Annotated in this window: 7 protein-coding genes; all 7 read left to right on the plus strand. The window is 62.0% G+C overall.

Features of this window, described 5'->3' with window-relative positions; genetic code table 11:
- Positions 1 to 110: 110 nt before the first annotated feature.
- The 7 genes from cas3 to cas2 all read left to right on the plus strand — a co-directional run bounded on the left by cas3 (position 111) and on the right by cas2 (position 8,344).
- Entirely contained in the window at positions 111 to 2,378 is a 2,268-nt protein-coding gene (gene cas3, locus K6U75_14685) for a CRISPR-associated helicase Cas3' (protein MCL6476288.1), read from the plus strand.
- A gap of 16 nt (positions 2,379 to 2,394) precedes the next feature.
- Positions 2,395 to 3,144: a type I-C CRISPR-associated protein Cas5c gene (cas5c, locus tag K6U75_14690; protein ID MCL6476289.1), complete on the plus strand. Its 750-nt coding sequence runs from the start codon at positions 2,395 to 2,397 to the stop codon at positions 3,142 to 3,144.
- On the plus strand, positions 3,137 to 4,888 hold the full coding sequence (gene cas8c, locus K6U75_14695; protein ID MCL6476290.1) for a type I-C CRISPR-associated protein Cas8c/Csd1: 1,752 nt from the start codon (positions 3,137 to 3,139) through the stop codon (positions 4,886 to 4,888). The genes cas5c and cas8c overlap by 8 nt, the downstream gene beginning before the upstream one ends.
- Complete coding sequence (gene cas7c / locus K6U75_14700; protein ID MCL6476291.1) at positions 4,885 to 5,835, plus strand: type I-C CRISPR-associated protein Cas7/Csd2; 951 nt, start codon at positions 4,885 to 4,887, stop codon at positions 5,833 to 5,835. The genes cas8c and cas7c overlap by 4 nt, the downstream gene beginning before the upstream one ends.
- Positions 5,836 to 6,357: 522 nt before the next feature.
- On the plus strand, positions 6,358 to 6,990 hold the full coding sequence (gene cas4 / locus K6U75_14705) for a CRISPR-associated protein Cas4 (GenBank protein MCL6476292.1): 633 nt from the start codon (positions 6,358 to 6,360) through the stop codon (positions 6,988 to 6,990).
- Between the two features lie 12 nt (positions 6,991 to 7,002).
- Positions 7,003 to 8,034 carry a type I-C CRISPR-associated endonuclease Cas1c gene (cas1c, locus tag K6U75_14710; GenBank protein MCL6476293.1) on the plus strand — a complete coding sequence of 344 codons (1,032 nt, stop codon included), beginning with the start codon at positions 7,003 to 7,005 and terminating at the stop codon, positions 8,032 to 8,034.
- A 10-nt stretch (positions 8,035 to 8,044) separates the two neighbouring features.
- Entirely contained in the window at positions 8,045 to 8,344 is a 300-nt protein-coding gene (gene cas2 / locus K6U75_14715; protein ID MCL6476294.1) for a CRISPR-associated endonuclease Cas2, read from the plus strand.
- The last annotated feature ends 337 nt before the right edge of the window (positions 8,345 to 8,681 follow it).

Below are 8,681 nucleotides of genomic sequence, written 5' to 3' on the forward strand. Positions count from 1 at the left end.
ACACTGACATTTTCACGCACGTTCTTGTCATGTTATTATCTTACATTTCGTGACAAGCGGCAATCCGTTGTGTATAATATGCCAAATACACGCCTGACCAGGAGGTTACCATGTCTGTGCACTATGTGGCGCACAGCGCGGGCAAGAGCGGCCTCGCCCAATCTCTGCGCGACCACCTGCAAGAGGTGGCGCACACCGCCCATGACTTCGCTGCCGCCTTCGGTGCAGAGGAAGAAGCCACCCTCGCGGGGCTGCTGCACGACCTCGGCAAATACGGCGACCTGTTCCAGAAACGCCTGCAGGGAGAAGCGAAAGGCATCGATCACTGGTCCGTCGGGGCGTGGGCTGCCCTCCTCCATTACCAGAGCGTCGCCGCGGCGATGGCTATCTGGGGACACCACCTCGGCTTGCAGCGGATGGACTCGGCAACCATCCGAAGCCACCTCGACCCGAAGTCGCTCATCCAACAGCATCCCCTCAACCTGCGTCTTTCCGAAAGCGACCTGGACCTTTTACTCCGGCGACTGCAAGCAGACGGCTTATCGCCACAAAAACCGTCTCGTCCTTTTCTGGACCTCACTCCGAACGCAGAACAACAACTGCATCAGAACGCGCAGATGCTGGACGTGCGCATGCTGTTCTCTGCGCTGGTGGATGCGGATTTTCTGGACACCGCGCGACATTTCGGCGAGGAGCGACCTTCGGGTCCGCCGCTTCAGCCTCAGCGCGCCCTGCAAGTACTGAGCGACCACGTGCAGCAGCTGAGCCAGAACTCTCGCGCCGCGAAAGCCGTCCTGCAGATGCGGCAGCAACTGTGGGAAGACTGCTTGCAGGCGGCGGAGCAGTCCCCGGGTATCTTCACGCTGACCGCGCCCACGGGCGCAGGCAAGACGCTGGCAATGCTGGGGTTCGCGCTGCGGCACGCTGAAGTTCATGACCTGCGCCGTATCGTGGTGGTTATACCCTACCTGAGTATCATCGAGCAGACCGCGAAGGTGTATCGCGATTTGCTGGAACCCCACTTCGGCGAGGGCTACGTGATCGAGCATCACAGCCTCAGCGGAACGGGCGCACAAGTTCCAAGCGCAGATGACCAGCAGGAAGGCAGGTCATGCGTGGAACGCCTGCTGGCAGAAAACTGGGACGCGCCTGTTGTCGTCACCACCAGCGTGCAGATGCTGGAGTCGCTGTTCTCCAACAGCCCTTCCGCCTGCCGCAAACTGCACCGCCTCGCCAAAAGCGTCATCCTCTTCGACGAGGTGCAGACCCTCCCGCTGAACCTCGTGGTACCCACCTTGCAGGCACTTTCGCGACTGGCAAGCCGCTACGGCAGCACCATCGTGTTCGCCACCGCTACACAGCCTGCTTTCGACCACCTGCACCAGCACATTGCCGTATCGGGCACGGTTGGCTGGCAGCCGCGTGAGATTGCAAAGAGCCACCCGCAGCTGTTCCAGCTCGCACGGCGCACGCAGCTGGAAATCCGCCATGATGCCCTCTCATGGGAGGAATTGGCGCAGGAGCTGACACGGCAGGAGCAGGCGTTGTGCGTGTTGAACGTCAAAAAACACGCCGCGAACCTGGCGCGTCTGCTGCAGGCGCAGGGTATCGACGATGGTCTCTACCATCTTTCCACCAACATGTGCCCGGCGCATCGGCAGGAGGTGTTGCAAGAGGTGCGGCGTCGGCTGGAACAGGACAAACGCTGTTTGCTCATCTCCACCCAGTGCGTGGAGGCGGGGGTAGACGTGGACTTCCCGATAGTTTACCGCGCTTATGCCCCGCTGGACAGCATCGCGCAGGCAGCCGGCCGGTGCAACCGAAACGGCAATCAGCCCGAGGGCAGGATGGTGCTGTTTACTCCAGAGGAGGAACAGTATCCGCCCGGCGCGTACAAACAGGCGGCTTCTGTCACGCGGGGGTATGTAGGGCAGCGACAGTCTAACGTCGACCTTTACGACCCCGCGCTGTACACCGAATACTACCGCCTGCTGTACGACCTCACGCGCCCCGAGATGCAACGCAAAGACCTGAGCAATGCCATAGAAGCGCGGGATTTCGTGGAGGTCGCGCGGCTATACCGACTCATTCCGGAGACGACGGTAAACGTGCTGGTTCCCTACGACCCGGACGCCTTCGACCGGCTGGTGCAGCAGGCACGCCAGTGCGGGCTTTCCGCAAACTGGATCCGCGAGGCGCGAGCGCACTTGGTCAGCGTCTACCGTCCACGCCCGGCAGATGTCATCCGCAGCTTTCTGGAACCCATCCCGCTGCGTGGACAGCCCACTGATGATTGGTTCATCTACACCGAGCCGACGCACTACGACCCGTTGCTGGGTCTACAGCCTCAGCAAGCACCAGAATCGTGGATTCTGTAGAGGAGGTGATATCGGCATGAAGCCAAACCGCCAGGTGATTCGGGTGTGGGGCGAGTTCGCCTGCTTCACCCGCCCCGAAATGAAGGTGGAGCGTTTCAGCTACCCCGTGCCCACCCCCGCCGCGGCGCGCGGGATACTGGACGCCATCTACTGCAAGCCCGTTAAGTTCCGCTGGCAGGTGTTGCGCATCGAGGTGCTGAAGCCCATCCGCTACATCGCACTGAGGCGCAACGAGGTGAAGGAAAAGGCACCCACCGAGCGCACCATCCTGCAATGGGCGATGGGCGCGGAGCCACAGCCCATCCTCGTGGACGTGGACGAGGAGTCCAAAGGGCGCACACAGCGCCAGACGATGGCGCTTAAGGACGTGGAGTACCGCATCCACGCCGAAATCCGCCCATGGCAGGGGTTCGAGAACGAACTACCTGCTCTGGAGGCGCAGTTTCAACGGCGCGCGGAACGCGGACAGTACTTCCACCATCCCTACCTCGGCTGCCGCGAGTTCCCCGCCTTCTTCCAACTGTGCAAACCAGACGAGACCGAACCCCAACCCTGGTCGGAGGACAATTATCTCGGCTGGATGCTGTACGACACCTTCGACCTCTCCCGCCCCGGCAAGCCGGATGACCCGCCCTTCATCACGCTGTTCGAGGCGAAGCTGGTCAAAGGCGTGCTGGAGGTGCCGGAGTTCGACAGCGATGCCGTGCGCAAACCGCCACGCAATGGTGGAACCACACCTGCACAGGAGGTGCTCTTCGATGCTTAACCTGCTGTTGGACTATGCCCAGCGCAACCAGCTGGTAACTGAGCCCGGCTTCGCGCCCAAGACCATCAAATGGCTCATCTGGCTGGACGCCAACGGCAACCTGCTGGACGTTATCGAGCTGGGCGACCCCTCGCAGAAAAACAACTCCGGACGAGAGTTCGCCCGTTGCCCCGAGCTGAAACAGAACGAACTCATCGCCGGGGGGCTGACGCGGAGCCAGTTCCTGTGGGAAACGTGCGATGTGGTCGCCACTTACCGAATCGCAGACGACGACAAGAAAAAGCAGAAGCACGCCGCTTTTGTCGACCTGATGCGCCAGGCGTTCCAGTCATGTGGAGTGGAAGAACTGCGAATAGCCGCGGACGCCCTGAAAAATGATCAAACGCTCCAGCAGATTTGCCAAAGGCTGGAACAGCACAAAGCCAGGCCGCAGGACAGAGCCACTCTCCGAGTTGGCGACGTCATCCTGGTGGAAGACAACCGCTGGCATGACTGGTGGAGAGGATACCGCGCCTCCTTGCAGCCAAAGGTACCGACGGGCTCTGCACAGATGGTCTGCTTCGCCACAGGACAGCCCACGCAACCGTTCGCCACGCACCCCAAAGTCAATCTGGCGGACGTCGGCGGGCAGTCCACCGGCTCGGTGCTGATAGGCTTCGATAAGGACGCCTTCACCTCTTACGGGTTGAAGCAGTCGGCAAACTGCGCGGTGTCTGAGGACGCCGCCTACGCCTACCGAGCCGCGCTGCAAGACCTTCTGGCAAACCACAGCCGCGTGCTCGCCGGAGCGAAAATCACCTACTGGTTCAGCCGTCCGGTCAAACCGGAGGACGACCTCATCGCCATGCTGGTTGGAGAGACGGGCGCGCAGCTGGAAGTCAGCGCACAGGCGCAGGTGCAACGGCTGCTGCGAGCCATCGAGGCAGGTCAGCGCCCTGAACTGAGAGACAACCGCTTCTACGCGCTGACGCTTTCCGGCTCTGGTGGGCGTGTGATGGTGCGCGACTGGACAGAAACCGACTTCAAAACCCTCGCCACGAACATCGACCAGTGGTTCAAGGACCTGGAGATTGTCCATCGCGAGGGCGGAAAGCTCGCGGAGCCGCCAAAGTTCCTCGCCGTGGTGGGCGCGCTGGCGCGTGAGATGAAGGACGTCCCGCCGCCGCTGACCGCACGCCTCTTCCACAGCGCGCTGACCCGCACGCCCCTTCCCGGCGAGGCGTTGGCGCGCGCTCTGCAACGGGTGCGCGTGGACATCATCGAGAACAACCCGTTCAACCATGCCCGCATGGGCATCCTGAAAGCCACTTTAATCAGAAAAGGAGGTTACAACATGCAGCCTTACCTGAACCCTCAGCATCCCAGCCCAGCGTACCACTGCGGGCGGCTGCTGGCGGTGCTTGCCAGCCTGCAGCGGACAGCTCTGCCCAGCGTGGAAGCAGGCGTTGTGCAGCGCTTCTACGCGGCGGCAAGCGCCACCCCCGCCCTCGTGCTGGGTCGCATCCTGCGGACCGCGCAGTTCCATCTGGACAAGGTGCGCGCCGATAGCCCCGGTCTCGCCGCATGGTATGAAAACCGAATCGCCGAGATTATGGGCGCACTCAAAGACCACATCCCGGCTACGCTCAGCCTCGAAGAGCAGAGCCTCTTCGCGCTGGGCTACTACCAGCAACTGGCGCAAGACCGCGCCGGAAAACCCGGAACCGACACCAACCCATCTTCACAGGAGGAGGCAGAACCATGAACAACGCAATTAGCAACCGCTACGACTTCCTGTACCTGTTCGACTGCGAGAACGGCAACCCCAACGGCGACCCCGACGCGGGCAACGCCCCTCGCATCGACCCCGAAGACATGCACGGCCTGGTCAGCGACGTGGCCCTGAAGCGGCGCGTGCGCAACTACGTGCAGGCGGCAATGGGCAACGAGCCACCTTACGCCATCTTCGTGCAGCAGGCAACCAACCTCAACACGCGCATCATGGAGGCGCACGAAAAGACCGGTGGCTACGACGAGAAGAACCGCACCCGCCAGAAGGTGGACAGCGCACGCCAGTGGATGTGCCAGAACTTCTACGACGTGCGCACCTTCGGCGCGGTGATGAGCACCGGCGCGAACGCCGGGCAGGTGCGCGGACCGGTGCAGTTCACCTTCGCCCGCTCGCTCCATCCCGTGCTGCCGCTCGACATCTCCATCACCCGCATGGCGGTCGCCGAGGAGGTCAAAGGCGCGAAGTCCAGCGAAGACTATCGTCGGTGGGAGGCAGAGCAGGACGAAGACAAACTGCGCACCATGGGGCGCAAGCAGCTCATCCCCTACGGGCTGTACGTGGCGAAAGGCTTCGTCAACGCCCACCTCGCCCAGCAGACCGGCTTCAGCGAGGACGACCTGAACCTGCTGTGGGACGCTTTGCTGCACATGTTCGACCACGACCGCTCCGCCAGCAAGGGCATGATGAGCGTACGCAAGCTGTTCATCTTCAAGCACGTCGGAACCGACACCGACCCCAAACAGCGCGAGCGGCAGGCAAAGCTGGGCTGCGCCCCTGCATGGCAACTGCTGGATTTGGGGCGAATCGTGGAGGTGCGCCTGAAGGACGAGTCCCGACCACCCCGCCGGTTCGAGGACTATGAGATTATCGTCCACAGCGAGCGCATTCCCGCGGGCGTGGAGCTGATCGAGAAACCGTAGCGTTCGAGGTGGAGGCGAGGCTGGCGGGCAGCACCTCCCTCCCCGCCCGCGGGATGGGCGGGGGTTGGGGGTAGCCTCGTCCTCGCCCCCGGCTTATCGCACGACACTTTTTCTGGCGGGCGGAGAGTCAGACGAGTTTTGCCCCCCTCCTGACCTCCCCCGTGGACGGGGGAGGCACGCTGACTCCCTCCCCGCCGGCGGGGTGGTCGGGCGTGGGGGCAAGCCCCGCCCCGCCCGCGAGGAGGGCTGAGGCACACATGTGGTGCTTTATCGATAGGAGTCACTCAGTTGAAAGAAGCGACTTAATCTGTCATTTTGAGTGGAGAATTGTCATTCTGAACGAAGTGAAGAATCTAAGACCCTTCGCTGACGCTCATGGTGACAATGGAGAGATGCTTCGCCGACGCTCAGCATGACAGGAAAGTGTTTCCCTGGTCGCGTGGATAAGCCTTGAGGCGGTTTGCCGAACATACTCTAAGCAATTGTCGAACACTCTCTCAGAGAAGGAGGTAGCCAAAAACCATGAACCCTCTCCTCGCTGAGCCGGTGACTGTTCTGGTATCCATGCTCAGCCAGTACGCCTATTGCCCGCGTCGATGCGCACTGATGTTCGTCGAACAGACCTATGAGGACAACGAATACACCCTGCGCGGGCAGGCGGTGCACGAGAACGTGGACGAACCCGGCTGGATCCAGCGCGAGGGTCAGCGCATCGAACGCGCCCTGCTGGTGTGGCACGATGAACTGGGTCTGCAGGGCAAGTGTGATGTGGTCATCTTCCGCGAAGACGATACGCCTTATCCAGTGGAGTACAAATCGGGCAGGCGCGGCTACAAACGCGCCGACGACATCCAGCTGTGTGCGCAGGCGATGTGCCTCGAGGCGATGTTCGGTAAACCGGTGCCAGAAGGCGCGATCTACTACCACAGCTCGCGCAAACGGCGCAACGTGACCTTCGACGAACCCCTGCGCCAGCTGACCCTGCGCACCATCGAGCAGGTACGCCAGCTGCTGGAATCGATGCGCGTTCCCCCGCCGGTCAACGACCACCGCTGTCCCAACTGCTCGGTCATCGGATTGTGCCTGCCAGAAGCCGTCGCCAGCCTGCGCCAGCATACCGATGACCGCGACCTGTATGTGCTTCAGGAAGACTGAGGAGGTGGCCGGATGGCACTGGAACTGCTCAATACGCTGTATGTGACCTTAGACAACGCCTATCTGCACCTGCAGAACGAAACCATCCGCGTGGAGCAGGACGGCAAACTGCTCAAAAGCACCCCCCTGCACCATCTGGGGGCGATTGTGATTTTCGGCAATGTGCTGATGAGCCCTGCCCTGCTGGCAAGGTGCGCGGACGATGGGCGAAGCGTGGTGTGGCTGGACATGCAGGGACGCTACCGCGCGAGGCTGGAAGGCAGGACCACCGGCAACGTGCTGTTGCGTCGCCAGCAATACGCCGCCTGCGACAGCCCCAAACAGCTACCGCTGGCGCGCGCCTTCGTGGCGGGCAAACTGCAGAACCTGCGCTTCGTGCTGAAGCGGGCGGAGCGCGATGTCAACCATGCACCCAGCAGAAACGCCCTGCGCAATGCCGCCGAGACCGTCGCCACCCTCATCACCACCCTGCCCCAGACCGAGCAGATGGACGGTGTGCGCGGCATCGAAGGCGCCGCCTCGCAGGTGTACTTCAGCGTGTTCCAGCATATGGTGCGCCCTGCTCAGCAGCAGCATTTCCCCTTCGATGGGCGCAACCGACGCCCCCCGCGCGACCCACTCAACGCCCTGCTGTCATTCCTGTATGCGCTGTTGCTCACCGACTGCATCAGCGCACTGGAAAGCGTGGGGCTCGACCCACAGGTGGGCTTCCTGCACGCGGTTCGCCCCGGCAAACCCGCTTTGGCTTTAGACCTGATGGAAGAGTTCCGCCCCATCGCCGACCGCCTCGCGCTGACGCTGGTCAACCGCCAGCAGATACAGCCGCAGCACTTCGAACACCGTCCGCCCGAGGCGGTGTTGCTGAACGACGAGGGACGCAAAGCTGTGCTGGTGGCATATCAGCAACGCAAGCAGGAGGAGACGGCGCATCCGCACCTGAAACAGGCAATCCCGTTTGGCGTGGTGCCGATGGTGCAGGCAAGGTTGCTGGCGCGCGCCCTGCGCGAGGATGTGCCCCACTACGCGCCGTTCACTTTGACATGAGGAGGCAAAGATGGCACGCATCGATATCGTGGTCACCTATGACGTCAACACGGAGGACGCCGCCGGGCGCAAGCGGTTGCGCAAAGTGGCGAAAATCTGCGAGGCATACGGACAGCGCGTGCAGAAGTCGGTATTCGAGTGCAGTGTCACCGCTCCGCAGATGGAACGGATGCGCCACCGGCTGCTGAAAGTGATCGACACGGAAGCGGACAGCCTGCGCATCTATCGCCTCGTTGGCGGGCGCGAGGGGTGTGTGGAGACCTACGGCAGGGACACCTACGAGGACTATGAATCGCCCCAAATTGTATAATTTGCTGACACTAGATTTCCGCGAACCCCAATTGATCACGGTGCAAGCGTGAGGTTCGCGGGCATCGATGTAAGCCAGATTACTTGACACAGACGCAAAAAGCCTGTATAATGAACGCCGAAGCCGTGTGATGCGCGGTTCGACGCTCTGGTTTGGTGTAAAAACTAGACTTGGGTGTCGAATTTCGTGCGGTTGTACGGCGTTGCACCCGTCCCCCGGGACGGGTGAGGATTGAAACCCCTTGCATTTGCGGCACAGATCCTGCGCATTTTGTTGCACCCGTCCCCCGGGACGGGTGAGGATTGAAACCTGCTTGCCGTTGCACGCTGTCCACCAC

This window comes from Bacillota bacterium, assembly GCA_023511455.1.
GTDB lineage: Bacteria > Armatimonadota > HRBIN16 > HRBIN16 > HRBIN16 > HRBIN16.

Coding starts and splice junctions, on each gene's coding strand:
- cas3 (MCL6476288.1), top strand. CDS start 111: ATGTCTGTGCACTATGTGGCGCACAGCGCGGGCAAGAGCGGCCTCGCC.
- cas5c (MCL6476289.1), top strand. CDS start 2,395: ATGAAGCCAAACCGCCAGGTGATTCGGGTGTGGGGCGAGTTCGCCTGC.
- cas8c (MCL6476290.1), top strand. CDS start 3,137: ATGCTTAACCTGCTGTTGGACTATGCCCAGCGCAACCAGCTGGTAACT.
- cas7c (MCL6476291.1), top strand. CDS start 4,885: ATGAACAACGCAATTAGCAACCGCTACGACTTCCTGTACCTGTTCGAC.
- cas4 (MCL6476292.1), top strand. CDS start 6,358: ATGAACCCTCTCCTCGCTGAGCCGGTGACTGTTCTGGTATCCATGCTC.
- cas1c (MCL6476293.1), top strand. CDS start 7,003: ATGGCACTGGAACTGCTCAATACGCTGTATGTGACCTTAGACAACGCC.
- cas2 (MCL6476294.1), top strand. CDS start 8,045: ATGGCACGCATCGATATCGTGGTCACCTATGACGTCAACACGGAGGAC.